The sequence below is a fragment of the Kitasatospora sp. NPDC053308 genome, from assembly GCF_055585785.1.
Genome location: NZ_JBVJJY010000020.1, coordinates 1 through 20,322, shown reverse-complemented (window position 1 = coordinate 20,322; position 20,322 = coordinate 1). Strand labels below are relative to the sequence as shown.

Here is a 20,322-nt window from a genome sequence, read left to right as displayed (position 1 = left end):
GCACCCGCGAAGCCCGTCCGCCGCACGCCCGGAGCGTCATGTCCCGCACCCCGCACGGCAGACGGTGCCCCCGTGCCGAGCGCGCGAGTCCCCGCGACGAGGCGAGCGACGAGGCGAGCGCGCGAGTAGCTCCTACTCGGCGAAGTGGTCCCAGCCGCCGACCCGGTCCCAGGGCGCGCCGTCGACCGTCACCCGGCCGCTGCGGCTGCCCGTCGGGCGACCGGTCACCTCGCCCACCACCCGCCAGCGGGCCGGGAGTTGGACGCCGCGCGGGAAGGTCGCCACGATCGCGTGGTCCTCGCCGCCGGAGAGCACCCAGACCAACGGGTCCACCCCGACCGCCTGGCCGATGTCCGCCATCTGCGCCGGGACGTCGAAGTCGGCGGCCTTGAGGTCGATGTCCACCTCGCTGGCCCGGGCGACGTGGCCGAGGTCGGCGACCAGTCCGTCGCTCACGTCGATCATCGAGGTGGCGCCCAACTCGGCCGCCGCCGGGCCCGCGTGGTACGGCGGCTCGGGCCTGCGGTGCGCCTCGACGAAGGCGCGCGGGGAGCGGAAGCCGCGCTGCAGCACGGTCAGCCCGGCGGCCGACCAGCCCAGCCAGCCGGTCACCGCGACGACGTCGCCGACCTGCGCGCCGGAGCGCGTCACCGCCGCGCGCCCCTGCAGGTCCCCGAGCGCCGTGATGGCCAGGGTGACGGTGTCGCCGCGCACCACGTCGCCGCCGACCACCGTCGCCCCGGCGACCTGGCACTCGTCGCGCAGCCCGTCCATCAGCTCGGTCGCCCAGGTGGTCGGCAGGTCGGCGGGGGCGACCAGGCCGAGCAGTATCGCGGTCGGCACCGCCCCCATCGCGGCCACGTCGGCCAGGTTCTGGGCCGCGGCCTTGCGGCCCACGTCGTAGGCGGTGGACCAGTCCCGGCGGAAGTGCCGGTTCTCGATCAGGACGTCGGTGGTCGCGACCACCCGGCCGTCCGGTGCCCGCACCACCGCGGCGTCGTCACCCGGGCCGAGGTCGACCGCATCGGTGAGCGGCACCCGGGCGGTCAGCTCCCTGATGAGGCCGAACTCGCCGAGCTCGCCCACGGTCCCCTGCATCTGCCGTCCTCTCGCCTTTCCTACCGGATGGCGCCGCCATCCGGTCCGGTCCCCGTCGCGCTCCCCCGCGCGCAGCGTACGCCCTTCGGGGGCGCCGAAGTCTCCCCTCCCCGGCCCGCTGCGCGGTAGCGTGGTGATCAGCCTGCCGGTGACCCCGTTTCCACCCGACGCCTTCTCTGGGCGATCACGGCGGCGATCCCCGTAACCGGCCGCCGGGAGGTCCTTGTGGTACAGGCATACATCCTGATCCAGACCGAGGTAGGAAAGGCCACCGCGGTGGCCGAGCTGATCTCCAAGATCCCCGGCGTGCTCACCGCCGAGGACGTGACCGGCCCCTACGACGTGATCGTCAAGGCCGAGGCCGGGACGGTGGACGAGCTGGGCCGCATGGTGGTCGCCCAGGTCCAGAAGGTCGAGGGCATCACCCGCACCCTGACCTGTCCGGTGGTCCACCTCTGAGGCCCGCTCCGCGGTAGGTCGTCTCCCGGGCCCCGCCGTCGGCGAGGCCCTCGCCCCGGGGCCCGGCTACCATCACCGGGTGGCCCGAGAACTCCGTGTCCCCAAGGCGCTGTCCGCCCTGCCGGCGCCGATCCGCTGGTTGGCCCTGCCCGTCGCGCTGACGTGCACGGTCGTCGTGCTGGTCGGCAGCTGGGGGCCGGGCGACCAGGACATCGAGGTCCCGCAGCCGAGCGGCAAGGCGGCCGACTACTGCCGGGCCCTGGCCGCCGCGCTGCCGCGGGAGTTGCTCGGGCACCCCCGCGAGGACCCGTCGCCCGCCTCGCCGTACGTGGCCGTCTGGGGCAGCTCGCCCAGGACGGTCATGCGGTGCGGCATCGACCGGCCCGAGGAGCTGAACGGGCCGCACGCCCAGGACCTGTCCCCCACCGTCGACGACCTCACCTGGTGGTCGACGAAGCGGGACGACGGCAGCTACCGCCTGGTCGCGACGATGCGCGCGGCCTACGTCGAGGTGATCTCCCCGCCCGGTGTCTACGGCAGCCCGCTGGACCCGGCCGCCGCACTGACGCCGCTGGTCAAGGCCAACATCCCCGGCTGACGGCGTCCCTACCGTCGACGTCCCCGGCTGACGGCGTCCCCGGCGCGGCCGCCCGGCACCGACGGACCGAGGGCGGGCCGGGAGCGTCCCGGCCCGCCCTCGCCGTACGAACCGCTAGCGCAGCCCGGTCGAGCGCCGCAGCGCCGCCTGCAGCAGCCGGTCGATCAGCTCCGGGTACGGGACCCCACTGGCCTCCCACATCTTCGGGTACGCCGAGATGGGGGTGAAGCCGGGCATGGTGTTGACCTCGTTGATCATCCAGGTGCCGTCCTCCAGCAGGAAGAAGTCCACCCGGGCCAGGCCCTCGCAGCCGAGCGCCTCGAAGGCCGCGATCGCCTGGCGCTGGATCTCGGCGAGCTCCTCGGGGGTGAGCCGCGCCGGGATCTGCACGTCCGAGGAGTCGATGTACTTGGCCTCGAAGTCGTAGAAGTCGTAGCCCTCGCCGACCAGGACCTCACCGGCCACGCTGGCGCGGGGGCCGTCCTCGAACTCCAGCACGCCGCACTCGATCTCGCGGCCGGTCACGCCCGCCTCGATGATCAGCTTGGGGTCGTGCCGACGGGCCTCCTCGATCGCGGCGTCGAGGTCGGCCAGGTCCTTCACCTTGGTGATGCCGATGCTGGACCCGGCGCGGCAGGGCTTCACGAACAGCGGCAGGCCGAGCTCGGCGGCCCGCTCGCGCACCGCGGCGCGGCCCGCCTCGGTCTCCCAGTCGCGCGGCCGCACGACGGTGTAGCGGCCGACGCCGAGCCCGTGCGAGGCCAGGATCCGCTTGGCGAACTCCTTGTCCATGCCGGCCGCGCTGGCCAGCACGCCGTTGCCGACGTACGGGACGCCGGAGAGCTCCAGCAGGCCCTGCAGGGTGCCGTCCTCGCCCCAGGGGCCGTGCAGCAGCGGGAACACCACGTCGACCTCGCCGAGGGCCTTGGGGGTGCTCCCCGGCTCGCTCAGCAGCACCTCCCGGCTGCCCGGGGCGACGGGCAGCGAGACCTGCGCGTCGACGGACTCGGCGACCTGCGCCACGTCCGGCAGCTTGCCGTCGGTGATGGCCATCCGGGCCGGCTCGTCGCTGGTCAGCGCCCAGCGGCCCTCGTGCGTGATGCCGATCGGCAGCACGTCGTACTTGTCGCGGTCGATCGCCCTGAGCACGCTGCCCGCGGTGGAGACCGAGATGGCGTGCTCGGAGCTGCGCCCGCCGAAGACCAGCGCGACGCGCGGCTTCGGGGCGGACGGGTTCGGGGAGGACTGTTCGATGCTCATATCGGGTTTGAGACTACCGTGCGACGTGTTTCCGGGACGTCAACCGCCCCGGCGCCCACACCCTCGCGGCGCCGTCGGCGCCGCCGTTCAGCGCCGCCGCTCCGCCTTCGCCGAGCGCGACATCAGCGTCTGCAGCGCCTCCTGGGTCGGCCGCCCGTTGTGCACGACGTCCACCACGGCCTCGACGATCGGCATGTCGACCCCGTTGCGCCGGGCCAGGTCCAGCACCGACTCGCAGGACTTGACGCCCTCCGCGGTCTGCCGGGTGGCCGCGATGGTCTCCGCGAGCGACATGCCCCGGCCCAGGTTCATCCCGAAGGTGTTGTTGCGGGACAGCGGCGAGGAGCAGGTGGCGACCAGGTCGCCCATCCCGGCGAGCCCCGCGAAGGTGTGCGGGTCGGCGCCCAGCACCTCGCCGAGCCGGGCGGTCTCGGCCAGCCCCCGGGTGATCAGCGTGGCCTTGGTGTTGTCGCCGAGCCCCATGCCGGCCGCCATGCCGACCGCCAGGCCGATCACGTTCTTGACCGCGCCGCCGAGTTCGCAGCCCACCACGTCGGTGTTGGTGTACGGCCGGAAGTACGGCGTGTGGCAGGCCGCCTGGAGCCGCTTGGCGACCGCCTCGTCGGTGCAGGCCACCACGCTGGCCGCGGGCTGCCGGTTGGCGATCTCCTTGGCCAGGTTGGGTCCGCTGACCACCGCGACGCGCTCCGGTCCGACCTTGGCGACCTCGTCGATGACCTCGCTCATCCGCTTGGCGGTGCCGAGTTCGATGCCCTTCATCAGGCTCACCAGCACGGTCTGCGGCTCGATCAGCGGCGTCCAGGCGGCCAGGTTGTCGCGCAGCGTCTGCGAGGGCACCACCAGGACGGCGAAGTCGGCGCCGGCCAGCGCCTCGGCGGCGTCGGTGGTGGCTCGCACGGTGTCGGGCAGCCGCACGCCCGGCAGGTAGTCCGGGTTCTCGTGCGTGGAGTTGACGGCGTCCGCCAGTTCCTGGCGGCGGGCCCACAGCACGACCTCGCAGCCCGCGTCGGCGAGCACCATCGCGAACGCGGTGCCCCAGGAGCCGGTCCCCATCACGGCGCAGCGCGTCACCGGTCCGCCTCCCCGGCGCCGGTGCCCGGCTGCTCGCCCTTGGCGCGCCGGCGCTCGGCCAGCGCCGCCGCGGCGCGCTCCCGGGCGGCCTTGCGCATGTCGTAGCGCTCGGCCGGCGGCTGCTCGCCGCGGACCTCGGCCAGCACGGCGGTGATCGCCGCCATGATGTCCTCGGTCGCGTCGGCGAGCACCTGCGCGGTGAGCTCCTGGCCCCGGTACTTGCTCAGGTCCACCGCGGGGCCGGCCGCGACGGTCACCCGGTGCCGGGGGAACAGGTTGAACTTGCCCTTCCCGTAACCGGGCCGGCCGTACGGCGGGATGATCTCGTGGGCCCCCCAGTGGGCGACCGGGATGACCGGCGCGCCGGTCATCAGCGCGACCCGGGCGACGCCGCTCTTGCCGGTCATCGGCCACAGGTCCGGGTCCCGGGTGAGCGTGCCCTCCGGGTAGAACTGCACGCACTGGCCGCTGTTGACGGCGTCGATCGCGGCCCGGAACGCCTGCGCCGCGTCGGTCGACTCGCGGAACACCGGAATCTGCCCGGTCTTGCGCAGCATGAATCCGATGAAGGGAATCGAGAACAGCGAGGACTTGCCGAGAATGCGCGGCGGGCGGCCGCTGTTGTACTGCCAGTGCGCGTAGATCACCGGGTCGATGATCGAATTGTGGTTCACCGCGGCGATGAAGCCGCCTTCCTTCGGAATGTGCTCCCAGCCCCGCCAGTCGGGCTTCACCAGGGCGGTCGTCACCGGCTTCACCAGGACGGCCGCGAAGCGGTACCAGATGCCGTAGTCGGCGTTGCCGAACTTGGCGTACGAGCGGCGGGCCACCCCAGCTCCTTCTCATCCGATGCGGCACTCGGAGTGCCGCGCTCATGGCCTCCCGGTGCCGGCCACCGGTGCCACCGGTGCCCGGGCCACGGGGCGCGGAACAGTGTCGCCCGCCCGCTCACCGGCTGTCGAGCGGCCGCGCCAACCCGCCGGGCGGGCGTGATCAAACGCACGTCCGCACAGCTCGGACGGCCTGGCGAGGGCTCCGGGACCGGCGACACAATGACGCCGATGACCCAGGACACCGTACGCCCCAGCGGGCCCGTCGCGCCCGCCGCACCCACCGCCGGCTGGTCGCTGGTGCTCCCGCTCAAGCCGCTCGCGCTGGCGAAGAGCAGACTCGCCCCCTACGCCGGGCCGCACCGGGCCGCCCTGGCCCTGGCCTTCGCCCTCGACACCGTCACCGCGGCGCTGGCCACCCCGGGCGTCGCCCGCGTCCTGGTGGTCACCCGGGACGCCGACGCCGGTGCCCGACTGGCCGCCCTGGGCGCGCTGGTGGTCGCCGACGAACCCGGTGGCGGCCTCAACCCGGCGCTGGCGCACGGCGCCTCGACCGCCCGGGCGCTCGCCCCGCGGGCTCCCCTGGCCGTCCTGTCGGCGGACCTCCCGGCGCTGCGCCCGACCGAACTGGCCCGGGTGCTGGGCGCGGTGCCGCCGAACGGCCGGGCCTTCCTGCCGGACTCCCCCGGCCTCGGCACCACCCTGCTCGCCTGCACCCCCGGCCGTCCGCTCTCCCCCGCCTTCGGGGACGGCTCCCGCGCCCGGCACGCCGCCGGCGGGGCGTTCGAACTGCGCCTCGCGGACGTCGAGTCGGTGCGCCGGGACGTCGACACCGGTACGGACCTCGGCGCGGCCTCGGCGCTCGGCCTCGGCCCGCACACCAGCGCGCTGTTCGCCCGCCTGAACCAGTCCTGACGGCGCTCCGGCCGCGGCCCGGTGGCGGGGCCGTCCACGGGCCGACCGCGGCCCGGGCCCGCACCGGCCCGCTCGCTATGCTGCTGACATGCAGGCCACCGCGTTCACCTTCGACCCCGCCACCCGGGCCGGCTCCGTGCTGCTCGACGACGGGACCCCGGTGCCGTTCGACGCGGCCGCCTTCGACGCCGGCGGCCTGCGGCTGCTGCGGCCCGGCCAGCGGGTGCGGATCCGCACCGAGGGCACCGGCGAGGCCCGCCGCGTGGTCTTCGTGACGCTGCAGACCTTCCCCGACCCCGCCGAGGGCTGACCCCGCCGGGCTCCTCCGCCCACGGACCGACCGCCCCACCGCCCACAGTCGGGCGGGCGACCCCGCCCCGAGCCCCCTCGGATCGGCGAGCGGGCGAGTGACTGCCCTCGAATCCTGACTAAGCGCCCGGAAATCCGAAGAGCCGCGGCGACCGGTCTCCGCAATGCGGGGAGGGGCGCCGCGGCTCTTCGCCGAAGGCCGTCCGAGGACGGTCGCGCGGGACCTACTTGGCAGTGGTCTTGCGCGCGGTGGTCTTGCGGGTGGCGGTCTTCTTCGCCGGGGCCGTCTTCTTGGCCGTGGCGGTCGCCTTCTTGGCGGTCGCCGTGGTCTTCTTGGCGGCAGCCGTGGTGGTCGCCTTCTTCGCGGCGGCCGTCTTCTTGCTCCCGGCCGCCGTGGTCTTCTTGGCGGCGGTGGTCTTCGCGGCGGTGGTCTTCGCCGCGGACTTCTTCGCGGTGGCGGTCGCCTTCTTCGCGGGGGTGGCCGTGGTCTTCTTCGCGGCAGCCGTGGTGGCCGTCTTCTTGGCGGCGGCCTTCTTGGTGGCCGGAGCGGCGGCGGCAGCGGCGGTGGCGGCGCGCTTGGTGGCGGCGCGCTTGGCGGCCGGGGTGGCGGCCACGCCGCTCTTGCCCGGGGTGAGGGAGCCCTTGGGGGCCTTCTTCACCGAGGGGCCTTCCTTCGGCAGCTTCTTGCTGCCGCTGACCAGGTCCTTGAAGCCCTGGCCCGGGCGGAAGCGGGGCACCGAGGTCTTCTTGACCTTGACCCGCTCGCCGGTCTGCGGGTTGCGGGCGAAGCGCGCGGAGCGCTCCACCTTCTCGAAGGTGCCGAAACCGGTGACCGAAACCCGGTCACCGGCCACGACGGCACGGACCATGGTGTCGAGCACTGCGTCGACGGCCTCTGCGGCAGCCTTGCGACCGCCCAGCTGCTCGGCCACCGCTTCGACAAGCTGAGCCTTGTTCACGTCTTCCCCTTCGGAAACGGGCGCCGGATGATTCCATCCGTTCTTTTCGCACGTTAGGTATGTATCTGCGGACTTTCAATTACCAAACGCGCGAATCACCCTAGTGTCGCAATGGATTTGCGCGTCGGCGACCTCAGTCGAGCGGCGGGGGCCCCTCGTCGAGGTCATGTACAAAGCGACTCAACCGCCTTGCCGCCTCCGGAAGATCGCGCTTGGCGGTCTCGGTGACGATGAGGAGTTGACGGGTGAGAGCGGTCTTTGCATCGGCAGACACGTTCAGCGCATGCACGCGGGCGTGAGCTTGCTTCAACCGCTCGGCCACGAGCGCGTAGAGCGCTGCGACTTCCTGGTCGTCCGGCCCCTCAGCTGGCGCGGAGGTGACGTCCGGCCGATCGTCAATTCGGCGTTCGGATGGCCGGCCCACGGAGTCCTCAGCCGCGGGTTCGCCGCCCGCGTACGGAGGTTCATGGTGCCGGTGCATGTACTGATTGTGCCATCTACCCGCAGTTGTACTTGCGCGGGGCCCTCTTCCGCAAAGCCAAATGGGCAATCCGGGGCGGGCCGCGGCGCTAACTCGTGCTCCGGAACGCCGGATGGCCCGGCCCCCCCGAGGGGAGCGCGGGCCATCCGGCGGATCGTCAGAATGCTTGTTCTGAGGGGAACTCAGGCGACCGGCAGAGTACGCGGCTTGAACGCCGGGCGGGTCGCCTCGAAGGCGGCGATGTCGGCCTCGTTCTGCAGCGTGATGCTGATGTCGTCCAGGCCGTTGAGCAGGCGCCACCGCACGTTGTCGTCCAGTTCGAAGGGTGCCGTGACCCCTTCGGCCCGCACTTCGCGCGCCTCCAGGTCAACGGTGATCTCGGCCGTGGGGTCACTCTCGGTGAGCGCCCAGAGCCGCTCCACGGTCTCCTGCGGCAGGACGACCGTCAGCAGTCCGTTCTTCAGCGAGTTGCCCCGGAAGATGTCGGCGAAGCGGGACGAGATGACCGCGTGGAAGCCGTAGTTCTGCAGCGCCCAGACGGCGTGCTCGCGGGAGGAGCCGGTGCCGAACTCCGGGCCGGCGACCAGGACGGTGGCGCCCTGCCGCTCGGGCCGGTTGAGGATGAACGACTCGTCCTTGCGCCAGGCCTCGAACAACCCGTCCTCGAAACCGGATCGGGTGACCTTCTTGAGCCAGTGGGCCGGGATGATCTGGTCGGTGTCCACGTTGCTGCGGCGCAGCGGGACGGCCCGGCCGGTGTGGGTGGTGAACTTCTCCATGGCTCAGGCCTCCACGGCAACGTCGGTGTCCGCCGGGGCGGCGGGGTTCAGGTCGGCGGGGGCGGCGAGGCGGCCCAGGACGGCGGTCGCGGCGGCGACCTGCGGCGAGACCAGGTGGGTGCGGCCGCCCTTGCCCTGCCGGCCCTCGAAGTTGCGGTTCGAGGTGGAGGCGCAGCGCTCGCCGGGGGCCAGCTGGTCGGGGTTCATGCCCAGGCACATCGAGCAGCCGGCGTGGCGCCATTCGGCGCCGGCCGCGGTGAACACCTTGTCCAGGCCCTCCTCGACGGCCTGCAGGGCGACCCGGACCGAGCCGGGCACCACCAGCATCCGTACGCCGTCGGCGATCCGGCGGCCCTCCAGCAGGGCGGCGGCGGCCCGCAGGTCCTCGATCCGGCCGTTGGTGCAGGAGCCGACGAAGACGGCGTCGACCTTCACCTCGCGCAGCGGGGTGCCGGCCTCCAGGCCCATGTACGCGAGGGCGTTCTCGGCGGCCAGGCGCTCCTGCGGGTCGGCGAAGGAGGCCGGGTCCGGCACGTTCGAGCCGAGCGGGGCGCCCTGTCCGGGGTTGGTGCCCCAGGTGACGAACGGGCTCAGCTCGCTCGCGTCGATGAAGATCTCGTGGTCGAAGACCGCGTCCTCGTCGGTGCCCAGGGTGCTCCAGTACGCGACGGCGGCGTCCCAGTCCTCGCCCTTCGGGGCGTGCGGGCGGCCCTTGAGGTACGCGAAGGTGGTCTCGTCCGGGGCGATCATGCCGGCCCGGGCGCCGGCCTCGATCGACATGTTGCAGATGGTCATCCGGGCCTCCATGGACAGGCTCCGGATCGCCGAGCCGCGGTACTCCAGGACGTAGCCCTGGCCGCCGCCGGTGCCGATCCTGGCGATGACGGCCAGGATCAGGTCCTTGGCGGTGACGCCCTCGGGCAGTTCGCCCTCGACGGTGACCGCCATGGTCCGGAACGGCGCCAGCGGCAGGGTCTGGGTGGCCAGCACGTGCTCGACCTGGCTGGTGCCGATGCCGAACGCCAGCGCGCCGAAGGCGCCGTGGGTGGAGGTGTGGGAGTCGCCGCAGACCACGGTCATGCCGGGCTGGGTGAGGCCGAGCTGCGGGCCGACGACGTGCACGACGCCCTGCTCGACGTCGCCGAGCGAGTGGATCCGGACGCCGAACTCGGCGGCGTTCCTGCGCAGGGTCTCCAGCTGCACCTTGGAGACCGGGTCGGCGATCGGCTTGTCGATGTCCAGGGTGGGGGTGTTGTGGTCCTCGGTGGCGATCGTCAGATCGGTGCGGCGGACCTTGCGGCCGGCCAGTCGCAGCCCGTCGAAGGCCTGCGGGCTGGTGACCTCGTGGAGCAGGTGCAGGTCGATGAACAGGAGGTCGGGCTCGCCCTCCGCGCGCCGCACGACGTGGTCGTCCCAGACCTTCTCTGCGAGTGTCCGTCCCATCGGATTCCCTCCAGCCGGCCGCGTTGCCGGCCTTCTCGTGTCGTCGAGGTCGAATACGTGCGCCGCCCTGCGGGCGGGGCGCGTCCGCGCGACCTGCACGCCGGATCGCTGTCCACGATGCGGACACTCGGACGAGGCCACATCCTGGATGTCTCCCGGGCTGCTGCATCCAGAGTGGCGCTTTTCTCGGAAGATTGAACTTGCGTCTCGCGGAATGAGACTGCAGTCTTAGGGCATGGACAACACTAGCGGCGTCGGCGTTCTCGACAAGGCCGCTCTGGTGCTCAGCGCACTGGAGTCGGGCCCCGCCACGTTGGCGGGGCTGGTCGCCGCCACCGGTCTGGCGCGCCCCACGGCCCACAGACTCGCCGTCGCACTCGAACACCACCGTCTGGTCACCAGGGACATGCAGGGACGCTTCATCCTCGGTCCCCGCCTGTCCGAACTCTCCGCCGCGGCGGGCGAGGACCGGCTGCTCGCCACCGCGGGCCCGGTCCTGACCCACCTGCGCGACGTCACCGGCGAGAGCGCACAGCTCTACCGCCGCCAGGGCGAGATGCGGATCTGCGTAGCCGCCGCCGAGCGGCTCTCCGGCCTGCGGGACACCGTCCCGGTCGGCAGCACCCTGCCGATGAAGGCCGGCTCGGCCGCCCAGGTCCTGCTGGCCTGGGAGGAGCCCGAGCGGCTCCACCGCGGCCTGCAGGGCGCCCGCTTCACCGCCACCGCGCTGAGCGGCGTCCGGCGGCGCGGCTGGGCCCAGTCGATCGGCGAGCGCGAGCCGGGCGTCGCGTCCGTCTCCGCTCCCGTCCGCGGCCCCTCCAACCGCGTGGTGGCCGCCGTGTCGGTGTCCGGCCCGATCGAGCGCCTGACCCGCCACCCCGGCCGCCTGCACGCCCAGGCCATCATCGAGGCCGCGAACCGGCTCACCGAGGCCCTCCGCCGCAGCTGAACCCCCGCTGCCCCGGCGAAATCCCCCACCCACCCCTCCCCCACCGATGAACCGGAAGGGCCCCGCTCGATTCCGAGCGGGGCCCTTCGGGGTTCCGGTGAGCGGATAACGGCCGGGAAAACGAAAAAGACCCCGGGAACCGGGGCCTTTCTTTTCTGGCTGGGGTACCAGGACTCGAACCTAGACTAAATGAACCAGAATCACTCGTGCTGCCAATTACACCATACCCCAACACAAAGCAAGGGCCGATGGGCATGTCCTGGGAAGAACACAGCCACCGGCTTCCTGCTCTGACGTACCCCCGACCGGATTCGAACCGGCGCTACTGCCGTGAGAGGGCAGCGTGCTAGGCCGCTACACAACGGGGGCTTCCTGGCGATCCCTTGCGGGATCAGTACCCCCGACCGGATTCGAACCGGCGCTACTGCCGTGAGAGGGCAGCGTGCTAGGCCGCTACACAACGGGGGCTTTCCAGGTGATCCCTTGCGGGATCAGTACCCCCGACCGGATTCGAACCGGCGCTACTGCCGTGAGAGGGCAGCGTGCTAGGCCGCTACACAACGGGGGCTTGATCTTCTTTTGTGTGCCGTACTCGCGTACTGCGCTGGGGTACCAGGACTCGAACCTAGACTAACTGAACCAGAATCAGTCGTGCTGCCAATTACACCATACCCCACCAGAGTTGAACCCCTGCGGGCCCTTCTCAGGCGTTGCGCCTCTCGGTCGGTCCCGGTCCGGGGGGCTTTCGCTCCCTCGTCCGTTCCCTCCCGGGCGGCGCAGAAAGAACATTACCCGACGTCGGCCCCGGCTCCAAAATCGATAACCCCAGGCAGCGCGCGGGGGGCCGGCGGATGACCTCCGGGTACGCCGCGGGCCCGGCACGCAGCCGGGCCCGCGGCCTGCTCGACGGCCCGCTCAGGCGGCCGGCAGGGCGTCCAGGGCGGCCCGCAGGCGACGCAGCGTCTCCGGGCGGCCCAGCAGCTCCATGGACTCGAACAGCGGCGGCGAGACCCGGCGGCCGGTGACGGCCACCCGCAGCGGCGTGAAGGCGAACTTGGGCTTGATGCCCAGGCCGTCCACCAGCGCCTCGCGCAGCGCGGCCTGGATCGGCTCCGGGGTGAAGTCCGCGAGCTCCTCCAGCGCCTTGATGCTGGCCTCCAGCACCGGGCGGGCGTCCGCCGTCAGCGCCTTGGCCGCGTCGTCCGGGTCCACGGCGAACTTCTCCGGCGCCACGAACAGGAAGCCGGCCATGTTGACGATCTCGCTCAGCACGACCATCCGCTCCTGGGTGAGCGGCGCGACCTTGGCGAGCACGTCCAGCTGCTCGGCGGTCGGCTCGGCCGGCAGCAGCTCGGCGGCCTGCAGGAACGGCACCAGGCGGCGGGCGAAGTCCTCCGGGGCCAGCTTGCGGACGTGCTCGGCGTTGATCGCCTCGCACTTCTTGAGGTCGAAGCGGGCCGGGTTGGCGTTCACCTTGGCGATGTCGAAGGCGGCGACCATCTCGTCCATGCCGAAGATGTCGCGGTCCTCGGCCAGCGACCAGCCCAGCAGGGACAGGTAGTTGAGCAGGCCCTCGGGGATGAAGCCGCGCTCGCGGTACAGGTTGAGCGAGGACTGCGGGTCGCGCTTGGAGAGCTTCTTGTTGCCCTCGCCCATCACGTACGGCAGGTGGCCGAAGCGCGGGGTGGTGCCGTTGCCGACGCCGATCTCGGCGAGCGCGGCGTACAGCGCGATCTGCCGCGGGGTGGAGGACAGCAGGTCCTCGCCGCGCAGCACGTGGGTGATGCCCATCAGGGCGTCGTCCACCGGGTTGACCAGGGTGTACAGCGGGGCGCCGTTGGCCCGGACGATGCCGTAGTCCGGCACGTTCTCCGGCTCGAAGGTGAGCGTGCCTCGCACCAGGTCGTCGAAGGAGATCGTCTTGTCGGGCATCCGGAAGCGCAGGATGGGCTCGCGCCCCTCCAGCTTGTAGACGGCAACCTGGTCCTCGGTCAGCTCGCGGCAGTGGCCGTCGTAGCCGGAGGGCTTGCCGGCCGCGCGGGCGGCCTCGCGGCGGGCGTCCAGCTCCTCGGTGCTGCAGTAGCAGTGGTAGGCGTGGCCGGCCTCGTGCAGGCGGCGGGCGACGTCGGCGTAGATGTCCATCCGCTGCGACTGGCGGTACGGCGCGTGCGGGCCGCCGACCTCCGGGCCCTCGTCCCAGTCGAAGCCGAGCCAGCGCATGGCGTCGAGCAGCTGGCCGTACGACTCCTCGGAGTCGCGGGCGGAGTCGGTGTCCTCGATCCGGAAGACCAGCGTGCCGCCGTTGTGGCGGGCGAAGGCCCAGTTGAAGAGGGCGGTGCGGACCAGGCCCACGTGGGGGTTGCCGGTGGGGGACGGACAGAAGCGAACCCGGACGGCCGGGTCAGTGTTAGCCACGCTTGATCACCTTGTTGGTGAGAGTGCCGATGCCTTCGATGGAGACGGCGACCTCGTCGCCGACGTTGAGCGGGCCCACCCCTGCGGGCGTGCCGGTGAGGATGACGTCGCCGGGCAGCAGCGTCATGGCCTCGGAGATGTGGACGATCAGCTCGGCGACCGAGCGGACCATCAGGGAGGTGCGGCCGGTCTGGCGGAGCTCGCCGTTGACCGTGCAGGTGACGGCGAGGTCGCTCGGGTCGAGGTCGGTCTCGATCCACGGGCCGAGCGGGCAGGAGGTGTCGAAGCCCTTGGCCCGGGCCCACTGGCCCTCGCGCTGCTGGACGTCCCGCGCGGTGACGTCGTTGGCGCAGGTGTAGCCGAGGATCACCTCGGGCACCCGGTCCAGCGGCACCTCGCGGCACATCCGGCCGATCACCACGGCCAGTTCGGCCTCGTGCTGGACGTCCGAGGAGAACGGCGGGTACGCGATGTTCTCGGTCGGGCCGATCACCGCGGTGGACGGCTTGAAGAAGGTCAGCGGGACGTCCGGGACCTCGTTGCCCAGCTCCTGCGCGTGCGCCGCGTAGTTGCGGCCGACCGCCACGATCTTGTTCGGGAGCATCGGGCTGAGCAGCCGCACGTCCTGGAGCCGGTAGCTCTCGCCGGTGGGCTGGGGCTGGCCGAACGGGTGGCCGGCCAGCGCGTGGACGACCAGCGAGTCGGGCTGGGAAGGGTCGCCCTCCACCACACCGAAGGAGACGCTGCCGGCGGCAGGGCTCCCTTCCCGGACGGAAAACCTGGCAATGCGCACGGCTGGGCTACCCCTCGCTTCGTCGGCCGCCCGGGGCGCGCCCGGGCGCTGGTGGGCCCTCGCCACGGGTGGGCGCGGCCCCGTCAATCGGCCTCCAGGCTATCGCGTGGGGCCTCGGCCGACCGCTTTGCCCCTGTTCAGCACGGTCGGGGCGACAGCGCTCGGCCCGGTCGGGGCGACAGCACGAGGGCGCCGTCGTCACCGGGTGACGACGGCGCCCTCGACGGGAACGCGCCGGGGGTCAGTCCCGCACCACGACGACCGGGGCGACCATCAGCTGGGTGCGGCGCGGGTTGGCCGTGACGGCCGGCAGCTCGGTGCCGTAGGTCACGACGTCCTCGGGCTTGCGGGCGCCGGGGATCTTGCTGAAGTCCTCGACCGAGGCCAGCGTCGTCCGGCGCGGGTTCGCCGTCGGGCGGCAGGACAGCGTGGACTTGGTGGCCTTCTTCGCCTGGGACATCGAGAGCACCTCGTGGTCGTGGCCGGGCGGATCCGCGGCGGATCGGCACCGGCCTGAGTGATTCCGATTGATTCGGAGGGGTTCTGGGCAGGCTGATCGCGGCCGTGCTCCGGAGACAGCCAGATTACGAGATCTCTTTCCACAGAGACCGTGACCAAAGCTACACATTAGTCTGTGATTTTGCTCACAAAATCCCGAGCAAAACACGGATATCCGACATATCGCCGCATCGGAATTTTCCGACATTCGGCCGGTAACGGTCATTCCGGACGGTCTGTGACTCTTGTCGATCTAGGGTCCGGTTGGCATGTATCCGGCGAGTGTCCGAAAAAGGCGGTATTCCGGTCCGGTTACCGCACAGTCAGTGAGATCCCGCACGCGGTCGGTAGCGCCGGGCGCCCGCGTCCTGCGGCCCTTGTTGGGATTCCCCGGCTGTGCTGGAATGCGACGGACCGTGGGTAGGGAGTGGTCCACCCCGGTGACCCGCTCTCCCGGACCGGCCGGGGAGCGGATGGAAACTCGACACCGTCCAGGCCGCGGCGACGCGGCGGGACGCCCGGTCCAGAGGTTGCGACGCCAGTGCAGGGACGTTTCAAAAGGGGTAGCGGCGCCGCGGGGAACCCGGAGTCGCGCGAGCCCGTGACAGGCCCCCAGCAGGCGGCGACGCCCGGCGGCCCGGCCGAGCCGGTGACGCCCGAGGCCGTCGGCCGACCGGAGGAGGACGGCCAGGAGCGGAAGTCCGCCCGGGACAAGCTCCGGACCTCCCTGACCCGGCGCCGGGCCACCGGTCTGAACCGGCTCGCGATGCGCAACTGGCGCATCCGCACCCGTCTGATCGCCCTGCTCGCCCTCCCCGTCCTGGTCTCGCTGGTCCTCGGTGGCCTGCGCATCCAGACCTCGATGGAGAACTCGCAGCAACTCGCGCAGATGGCCAACCTGTCCGACCTGGCCAAGAAGGCGACCAACCTCGCCGACGCGCTGCAGACCGAGCGCGACATCAGCGCCGGCCCGATCACCCACGATCCGAACGGCCAGCTGGACGACGACATCGTCGCCGCCCGCAAGGCCACGGACGACCTCAGCCGCACCTTCACCGCGTCCTCCGACAGGTTCGAGAACCTCGAACTGTCCGGCGGGAAGGCCCTGCTGCTGCAGATCCGCCGCGACCTGAACTCCGTCGCGGACACCCGCGGCGCGCCGTACCAGAACAACCAGAACATCCAGTCGACGATCACCGCCTACGACGTGATCATCCGCGACCTGCTGTCCATCACCCAGGACATCGCGCTCGCCTCGAACAACAAGGACCTGGTCGTCTCCACCCGCGCGCTGCAGCAGTTCTCGCTCGCCAAGAACGCAACCTCGCAGCAGCGGGCCCTGATCAGCGCCGCGCTCGCCAACCCCAAGGCCCCCGACCTCAGCCTGAGCGACGAGTCCTTCGGCATCCGCCTGCGCCTGTCGTACGACAACGCGATCGCCAGCTTCAACAACATCTACACCGCGCACGACCTGGACAACCTGCGCAGCCAGCTGAGCTACAACGGCGTGGTCGCCGACGCCGACCGCTACGCGCAGACGATCCTCACCCAGGGCGGCATCCACCAGACCGAGCCGGTCAGCTACAAGGACTGGTACGAGAAGGCCAGCGCCAAGATCAGCGCCGAGAAGCGGATCGAGTCCAAGCTGATCGAGAACCTCGACGGCAAGGCCCAGGACCTCCAGTCCCAGGCCGACACGGACGCCCTGATCATCGGTGTCGCGGTCGCCCTGGTGCTGCTCGTCGCCCTCGGTGGCGCCGGTCTGATCGCCCGCTCGATGGTGCGCTCGCTGACCCGTCTGCAGGCCGCGGCCGAGGACGTCGCCGAGCGCCGTCTGCCCGAGCTGGTCAAGACCCTCTCCGAGAGCGACCCGCACGACGTCGACACCACGGTCGAGCCGGTCGCCGTCGACTCCGCCGACGAGATCGGCCACGTGGCGCACGCCTTCGACATGGTGCACAGCGAGGCCGTCCGCCTCGCCGCCGAGCAGGCCCTCCTGCGAGGCAACATCAACGCGATGTTCACCAACCTCTCGCGCCGCAGCCAGGGCCTCATCCAGCGCCAGCTGTCGCTCATCTCCGAGCTGGAGAGCCGCGAGGCGGACCCGGACCAGCTGGCCAACCTCTTCAAGCTGGACCACCTCGCGACCCGCATGCGCCGCAACGGCGAGAACCTCCTCGTCCTCGCCGGTGAGGACCCGGGCCGCCGCTGGACCAGGCCCGTCCCGCTGGTCGACGTGCTCCGCGCCGCCGCCTCCGAGGTGGAGCAGTACGAGCGCATCGAGCTCGCCGCCGTGCCGTCGGCCGAGGTCGCCGGCCGCGTCGTCAACGACCTCGTCCACCTGCTCGCCGAGCTGCTGGAGAACGCGACCTCGTTCTCCAGCCCGCAGACCCGCGTCCGGGTCACCGGCCACGCGCTGCCGGACGGCCGCGTGCTGGTCGAGATCCACGACACCGGCATCGGTCTGAGCCCCGACGACCTGGCCGAGATCAACGAGCGCCTCGCCAACCCGCCGACGGTGGACGTCTCGGTCTCCCGCCGCATGGGCCTCTTCGTGGTCGGTCGTCTGTCGCTGCGCCACGGCATCCGCATCCAGCTGCGCCCCAGCGACTCCGGCGGCACCACCGCGCTGGTCATGCTCCCGGTGGACGTCACCAACTCCGGCGACCGCCGCGGCGCCGGCCGCCCCGGCGCCGCGCAGGGCAAGCAGCAGCGCGGGGCCGCCCCGACGCCGCGTCAGCAGCGCCAGGTGGCGCCCGGCCGCCAGGGCGGTCCGGCCGCGCTCGGCCAGGGCCCGGCCGGCGGTGCCCCGCAGGGCGGCCGCCCGCAGCTGGGCCAGGGCGGTCCGGCCGGGCCGGGCGCGCAGGCCGGTCCGGGCGCTCCCGGCGGCCGCGCCGGCGGTCTGCCGACCCGCCAGGTCGGCAGGTCGCTCCAGGAGAACCCGGTCCCGCAGGGCCAGGCCCAGGGCCGACAGCCCGCGCAGCCGCAGCAGGCCCCGCAGCGCCAGCAGCAGGCCCCCCAGCAGCAGGCTCCGCAGCAGGCCCCGCAGGGCGGCCTGCCGCAGCGCACGCCCGGCCGCCAGGGCCCGCCGCAGGCCGGACCGCCGCAGGGCGGCCCGAACGGCCTGCCCCGCCGCGGCCGCCAGCAGGCCCCGCAGCAGCCCGGCCAGCCCCGGCCCGGCCAGCAGCAGCCCGGCCAGGACCGGCCGCGCCCCGGTGGCGAGTTCGACGGCGGTCCGGGCCCCCGGACCGGCGAGCAGCCCCAGCACGGCCGTCCCGGTGGTCCGGGCGCCCCGCAGCAGGGTGCCCGTCCGGGCAGCCGTCCGCAGGACGGGCTGCCGCAGCGCGCCCCCGGCCGCCAGGGCCCCGGTGCCCCGGGTGGCCCGGCCGGTCAGGCCCAGCGCCGTCCGCAGCGTCCCGGCCCGGACGCGCCGCAGCGCGACCGCCAGCCGCAGCTGCCGCCGCAGCAGGCCCAGCAGCACGCCCAGCAGGCCCAGCCCCAGCCGCTGCCGTCGGCCGAGCCCGCGCCGGTGGAGAGCACCCAGCAGTTCGCCCGGCCGCGCTTCGAGGCCAGCCAGATCGACCCGCGCGACCCGCTGGGCCTCGGCCTGGTCGAGCCGGTGCTGCCGAACGTGCCGAACCCGGCGCGGCCGGAGCCGGTGCGCCAGGAGCAGGCCCCGCAGCAGCCGCAGCCGCTGACGCACCAGGAGCCGATGGCGCTGCCGACCGGCCCGTCGGCGGCCGCCGACCAGCAGGCCTGGCACCCGCAGGCCGACGGCCGGCCGCAGGCGTACCAGCCACGCCGGCCCGGCACCTCCGCGCCGGAGTTCCAGCAGGGCCAGGCCCCGCAGGCCCCGCAGCAGCAGGCCCCGCACCAGCAGGCTCCGCAGCAGCACCAGCCGCAGCCGCAGGCCCCGCAGCACCAGCCGCAGCCGGGCGGCGAGGCGCCCTGGCGCCCGTCCGCGAACGACGAGCGCTGGCGCCGCGCCGAGCAGGTGCGCGAGCCCTCGACCAGCGGTGTCACCATGTCGGGCCTGCCCCGGCGGACCCCGCAGGCGAACCTGGTCTCCGGCACCGCCGAGGCCTCCCCGCTGACCGGTCCCCAGGTCTCCCGGGCCCCCGAGGAGGTCCGCGGTCGGCTGACCAACCTGCGCCGCGGCATCCAGCAGGGCCGGCGGGCCGGGGCCGAGCAGGCCGCCAACCTGCCGGGCTTCCAGCATGGTGCCCAGCAGCCCGGATTCGATAGTTTCGGTGGCCGGAGCGACGGCAACGGCGCAGAACACCAGGAGCGTTGAGTTGAACCAGATGAGCCAGGCCGCACAGAACCTGAACTGGCTGATCACCAACTTCGTGGACAACACCCCCGGGGTGTCCCACACCGTGGTGGTCTCCGCGGACGGCCTCCTCCTGTGCATGTCCGAGGGCTTCCCCCGGGACCGCGCCGACCAGCTCGCCGCCGTCGCCTCCGGCCTCACCTCCCTCACCTCCGGCGCCAGCCGGATCTTCGAGGGCGGCGAGGTCAACCAGACCGTCGTCGAGATGGAGCGGGGCTTCCTGTTCCTCATGGCCATCAGCGACGGCTCCGCCCTCGCCGTCCTGGCCGCCCCCGACTCCGACATCGGCCTGGTCGGCTACGAGATGGCCCTGCTCGTCGACCGCGCCGGCGCCGTCCTCACCCCCGCACTTCGCGCGGAACTCCAGGGCAGTCTCCTGCACTGACCTGGGCCCGCACGGACCAACCCAACCCGTCCCACCTCCCCGCCGGGTCCGACCCGACCGGTCCCGGCGTCTCACCCTCAGCTACCCTCAGGCAGCTGATCCCGCCTCAGCTGGCACCGCCCCAGCTGGAACCGGCTGCTCAAGGCTGCAGCACAAGGAGGACCCATGACCCCGCCCTCGACACCCGCCGGCCCGTACGGCAACGGGTACGGCAGCGGCTACGGCGGGCAGCAGTCCGACGGCTACGAGCAGCAGCCGCTGGTCCGCCCGTACGCGATGACCGGTGGCCGGACCCGTCCCCGCTACCAGCTCGCCATCGAGGCCCTGATCTCCACCACCGGCTCCGCCGAGCGCACCGGCGGGCTGCTGCCCGAGCACGCCCGGATCGTCAACCTCTGCCGTGAGGTCAAGTCCATCGCGGAGATCTCCGCGCTGGCCGGTGTGCCGCTCGGGGTCGCCCGCATCCTCGTCGCCGACCTCGCCGAAGCCGGTCTCGTCGCCATCCACCAGCCCGCCGCCGCGGGCGAGTCGGGCGGAACGCCCGATGTCACGCTGCTCGAAAGGGTCCTCAGTGGACTTCGCAAGCTCTAACGGACCCGCCCGCGCCACGACGTCGGCCAAGATCGTCGTGGCGGGCGGCTTCGGTGTCGGCAAGACCACGCTCGTCGGCGCCGTCTCCGAGATCAACCCCCTGCGCACCGAAGCCGTCATGACCTCGGCCTCCGC

The 20,322-nt window shown here is 72.6% G+C and carries 19 protein-coding genes, 5 tRNA genes and 1 pseudogene; 9 read left to right on the top strand and 16 right to left on the bottom strand.

Annotated elements, in window-relative coordinates:
* Window positions 1-132 precede the first annotated feature (132 nt).
* Window positions 133-1,098 (bottom strand): thiamine-phosphate kinase, encoded by a 966-nt coding sequence (locus tag ACZ6Y7_RS31485; protein ID WP_350634183.1) that lies wholly within the window; start codon window positions 1,096-1,098, stop codon window positions 133-135.
* A 225-nt stretch (window positions 1,099-1,323) separates the two neighbouring features.
* Here ACZ6Y7_RS31485 and ACZ6Y7_RS31480 point away from each other — a divergent pair, with 225 nt between their 5' ends.
* Entirely contained in the window at window positions 1,324-1,557 is a 234-nt protein-coding gene (locus ACZ6Y7_RS31480) for an Lrp/AsnC family transcriptional regulator (RefSeq protein WP_402224647.1), read from the top strand.
* Window positions 1,558-1,636: 79 nt separating this feature from the next.
* Window positions 1,637-2,155: a DUF3515 family protein gene (locus ACZ6Y7_RS31475; RefSeq protein ID WP_465761341.1), complete on the top strand. Its 519-nt coding sequence runs from the start codon at window positions 1,637-1,639 to the stop codon at window positions 2,153-2,155.
* A gap of 114 nt (window positions 2,156-2,269) precedes the next feature.
* On the opposite strand, the gene ACZ6Y7_RS31470 is transcribed toward ACZ6Y7_RS31475, so the two are convergent.
* The 3 genes from ACZ6Y7_RS31470 to ACZ6Y7_RS31460 all read right to left on the bottom strand — a co-directional run bounded on the left by ACZ6Y7_RS31470 (window position 2,270) and on the right by ACZ6Y7_RS31460 (window position 5,337).
* Entirely contained in the window at window positions 2,270-3,415 is a 1,146-nt protein-coding gene (locus ACZ6Y7_RS31470) for a D-alanine--D-alanine ligase family protein (RefSeq protein ID WP_465761340.1), read from the bottom strand.
* Between the two features lie 87 nt (window positions 3,416-3,502).
* On the bottom strand, window positions 3,503-4,489 hold the full coding sequence (locus ACZ6Y7_RS31465) for an NAD(P)H-dependent glycerol-3-phosphate dehydrogenase (protein ID WP_465761413.1): 987 nt from the start codon (window positions 4,487-4,489) through the stop codon (window positions 3,503-3,505).
* 14 nt (window positions 4,490-4,503) lie between these two features.
* The gene (locus ACZ6Y7_RS31460; protein WP_465761339.1) at window positions 4,504-5,337 is read right to left on the bottom strand and encodes a lysophospholipid acyltransferase family protein; all 834 of its coding nucleotides are present in this window, start codon (window positions 5,335-5,337) and stop codon (window positions 4,504-4,506) included.
* 231 nt (window positions 5,338-5,568) lie between these two features.
* Here ACZ6Y7_RS31460 and cofC point away from each other — a divergent pair, with 231 nt between their 5' ends.
* Entirely contained in the window at window positions 5,569-6,252 is a 684-nt protein-coding gene (cofC, locus tag ACZ6Y7_RS31455; protein ID WP_465761338.1) for a 2-phospho-L-lactate guanylyltransferase, read from the top strand.
* 88 nt (window positions 6,253-6,340) lie between these two features.
* Window positions 6,341-6,562, top strand: a complete 222-nt coding sequence (locus ACZ6Y7_RS31450) for a hypothetical protein (protein WP_030257846.1) — start codon at window positions 6,341-6,343, stop codon at window positions 6,560-6,562.
* A 223-nt stretch (window positions 6,563-6,785) separates the two neighbouring features.
* Here ACZ6Y7_RS31450 and ACZ6Y7_RS31445 read toward each other — a convergent pair whose 3' ends face one another.
* The 4 genes from ACZ6Y7_RS31445 to leuC all read right to left on the bottom strand — a co-directional run bounded on the left by ACZ6Y7_RS31445 (window position 6,786) and on the right by leuC (window position 10,223).
* On the bottom strand, window positions 6,786-7,520 hold the full coding sequence (locus ACZ6Y7_RS31445) for an HU family DNA-binding protein (RefSeq protein WP_465761337.1): 735 nt from the start codon (window positions 7,518-7,520) through the stop codon (window positions 6,786-6,788).
* 133 nt (window positions 7,521-7,653) lie between these two features.
* Window positions 7,654-8,001 (bottom strand): SCO5555 family protein, encoded by a 348-nt coding sequence (locus tag ACZ6Y7_RS31440; RefSeq protein ID WP_263455706.1) that lies wholly within the window; start codon window positions 7,999-8,001, stop codon window positions 7,654-7,656.
* Between the two features lie 182 nt (window positions 8,002-8,183).
* The gene (leuD, locus tag ACZ6Y7_RS31435) at window positions 8,184-8,780 is read right to left on the bottom strand and encodes a 3-isopropylmalate dehydratase small subunit (RefSeq protein WP_465761336.1); all 597 of its coding nucleotides are present in this window, start codon (window positions 8,778-8,780) and stop codon (window positions 8,184-8,186) included.
* Window positions 8,781-8,783: 3 nt separating this feature from the next.
* Window positions 8,784-10,223 (bottom strand): 3-isopropylmalate dehydratase large subunit, encoded by a 1,440-nt coding sequence (leuC, locus tag ACZ6Y7_RS31430; RefSeq protein WP_465761335.1) that lies wholly within the window; start codon window positions 10,221-10,223, stop codon window positions 8,784-8,786.
* Between the two features lie 235 nt (window positions 10,224-10,458).
* Between leuC and ACZ6Y7_RS31425 the strand changes: the two genes are divergently transcribed.
* Entirely contained in the window at window positions 10,459-11,172 is a 714-nt protein-coding gene (locus tag ACZ6Y7_RS31425) for an IclR family transcriptional regulator (protein ID WP_030246527.1), read from the top strand.
* A gap of 156 nt (window positions 11,173-11,328) precedes the next feature.
* On the opposite strand, the gene ACZ6Y7_RS31420 is transcribed toward ACZ6Y7_RS31425, so the two are convergent.
* The 8 genes from ACZ6Y7_RS31420 to ACZ6Y7_RS31385 all read right to left on the bottom strand — a co-directional run bounded on the left by ACZ6Y7_RS31420 (window position 11,329) and on the right by ACZ6Y7_RS31385 (window position 14,840).
* Window positions 11,329-11,403, bottom strand: a tRNA-Gln gene (locus ACZ6Y7_RS31420).
* Window positions 11,404-11,468: 65 nt separating this feature from the next.
* A tRNA-Glu gene (locus ACZ6Y7_RS31415) sits at window positions 11,469-11,541 on the bottom strand.
* Window positions 11,542-11,567: 26 nt separating this feature from the next.
* Window positions 11,568-11,640, bottom strand: a tRNA-Glu gene (locus tag ACZ6Y7_RS31410).
* A 27-nt stretch (window positions 11,641-11,667) separates the two neighbouring features.
* A tRNA-Glu gene (locus tag ACZ6Y7_RS31405) sits at window positions 11,668-11,740 on the bottom strand.
* Window positions 11,741-11,776: 36 nt separating this feature from the next.
* Window positions 11,777-11,848, bottom strand: a tRNA-Gln gene (locus tag ACZ6Y7_RS31400).
* A gap of 239 nt (window positions 11,849-12,087) precedes the next feature.
* Complete coding sequence (gene gltX / locus ACZ6Y7_RS31395; protein WP_465761334.1) at window positions 12,088-13,587, bottom strand: glutamate--tRNA ligase; 1,500 nt, start codon at window positions 13,585-13,587, stop codon at window positions 12,088-12,090.
* Entirely contained in the window at window positions 13,580-14,380 is an 801-nt protein-coding gene (locus tag ACZ6Y7_RS31390; protein WP_465761333.1) for a fumarylacetoacetate hydrolase family protein, read from the bottom strand. The genes gltX and ACZ6Y7_RS31390 overlap by 8 nt, the downstream gene beginning before the upstream one ends.
* 241 nt (window positions 14,381-14,621) lie before the next feature.
* Entirely contained in the window at window positions 14,622-14,840 is a 219-nt protein-coding gene (locus ACZ6Y7_RS31385; protein ID WP_465761332.1) for a hypothetical protein, read from the bottom strand.
* 639 nt (window positions 14,841-15,479) lie between these two features.
* Here ACZ6Y7_RS31385 and ACZ6Y7_RS31380 point away from each other — a divergent pair.
* From ACZ6Y7_RS31380 to ACZ6Y7_RS31365, 4 genes and pseudogenes are all read left to right on the top strand, one after another.
* Window positions 15,480-19,172: a nitrate- and nitrite sensing domain-containing protein gene (locus ACZ6Y7_RS31380; RefSeq protein WP_465761331.1), complete on the top strand. Its 3,693-nt coding sequence runs from the start codon at window positions 15,480-15,482 to the stop codon at window positions 19,170-19,172.
* A gap of 10 nt (window positions 19,173-19,182) precedes the next feature.
* Window positions 19,183-19,596 (top strand): roadblock/LC7 domain-containing protein, encoded by a 414-nt coding sequence (locus ACZ6Y7_RS31375; RefSeq protein ID WP_030291361.1) that lies wholly within the window; start codon window positions 19,183-19,185, stop codon window positions 19,594-19,596.
* Window positions 19,597-19,761: 165 nt separating this feature from the next.
* A complete protein-coding gene (locus tag ACZ6Y7_RS31370) occupies window positions 19,762-20,187 on the top strand; it encodes a DUF742 domain-containing protein (protein ID WP_045706034.1) in 426 nt (141 codons plus the stop codon).
* Window positions 20,168-20,322: pseudogene (locus ACZ6Y7_RS31365) on the top strand (ATP-binding protein); the annotation flags it as partial. The gene ACZ6Y7_RS31370 and the pseudogene ACZ6Y7_RS31365, both read left to right, overlap by 20 nt.

Excerpts from the sequence above, each read along its gene's own strand:
- ACZ6Y7_RS31485 (WP_350634183.1), bottom strand. The coding sequence starts at position 1,098 with ATGCAGGGGACCGTGGGCGAGCTCGGCGAGTTCGGCCTCATCAGGGAG.
- ACZ6Y7_RS31470 (WP_465761340.1), bottom strand. The coding sequence starts at position 3,415 with ATGAGCATCGAACAGTCCTCCCCGAACCCGTCCGCCCCGAAGCCGCGC.
- ACZ6Y7_RS31465 (WP_465761413.1), bottom strand. The coding sequence starts at position 4,489 with ATGGGGACCGGCTCCTGGGGCACCGCGTTCGCGATGGTGCTCGCCGAC.
- cofC (WP_465761338.1), top strand. The coding sequence starts at position 5,569 with ATGACCCAGGACACCGTACGCCCCAGCGGGCCCGTCGCGCCCGCCGCA.
- ACZ6Y7_RS31450 (WP_030257846.1), top strand. The coding sequence starts at position 6,341 with ATGCAGGCCACCGCGTTCACCTTCGACCCCGCCACCCGGGCCGGCTCC.
- ACZ6Y7_RS31440 (WP_263455706.1), bottom strand. The coding sequence starts at position 8,001 with ATGCACCGGCACCATGAACCTCCGTACGCGGGCGGCGAACCCGCGGCT.
- leuD (WP_465761336.1), bottom strand. The coding sequence starts at position 8,780 with ATGGAGAAGTTCACCACCCACACCGGCCGGGCCGTCCCGCTGCGCCGC.
- leuC (WP_465761335.1), bottom strand. The coding sequence starts at position 10,223 with ATGGGACGGACACTCGCAGAGAAGGTCTGGGACGACCACGTCGTGCGG.
- ACZ6Y7_RS31425 (WP_030246527.1), top strand. The coding sequence starts at position 10,459 with ATGGACAACACTAGCGGCGTCGGCGTTCTCGACAAGGCCGCTCTGGTG.
- ACZ6Y7_RS31385 (WP_465761332.1), bottom strand. The coding sequence starts at position 14,840 with ATGTCCCAGGCGAAGAAGGCCACCAAGTCCACGCTGTCCTGCCGCCCG.
- ACZ6Y7_RS31375 (WP_030291361.1), top strand. The coding sequence starts at position 19,183 with ATGAGCCAGGCCGCACAGAACCTGAACTGGCTGATCACCAACTTCGTG.
- ACZ6Y7_RS31370 (WP_045706034.1), top strand. The coding sequence starts at position 19,762 with ATGACCCCGCCCTCGACACCCGCCGGCCCGTACGGCAACGGGTACGGC.